We start from the raw sequence: 418 nt of genomic DNA, 5'->3' as shown, positions 1-418 counted from the left end.
TGCCCACGCCGCCGCCGTGCGTGTGCGCCTGCCCGGCCAGCGCCGCGATGGCGTCCGCCTTGTCCTGCGGCAGCTGATTGCCGCGCACCTCGTCGATCCCCACTGCCGCGCCAATCGCCTGCACCGTGTGCGGGTTGTCGCCGGACAGCATCAGCGTCTTCACGCCTAGCGCGTGGAGTGCCTCGATAGCCTGCCGGCTGGTGTCGCGCACCGTATCCGCCACGCCGAACAGCGCCAGCGCGCGCGGGTTCGCCCCATCCGCGCCGGCGGACGCCAGCAGGACGAGCGTCTTGCCCTGCCGCTCGATCGCCTCCAGCCGGGCCTCCAGCGCCGGCGAGCACGCGCCGAGGTCGTGGATCAGGCGATGGTTGCCGAGGAAGTACGTCACACCCGCCACGCTGCCGCGCACGCCCTGCCC

The 418-nt window shown here is 73.4% G+C and carries 1 protein-coding gene; it reads right to left on the bottom strand.

Features of this window, described 5'->3' with window-relative positions; translation table 11 throughout:
- A partial coding sequence (locus tag AC1DMY_RS21020; protein ID WP_477166779.1) for an HAD family hydrolase occupies positions 1 to 418 on the bottom strand: 418 nt, incomplete at both ends.

It is taken from the genome of Dyella sp. 01L423, assembly GCF_056399945.1.
Note: the sequence above shows the minus strand (reverse complement) of the source record. Positions and strands in the feature narration are given on the sequence as shown.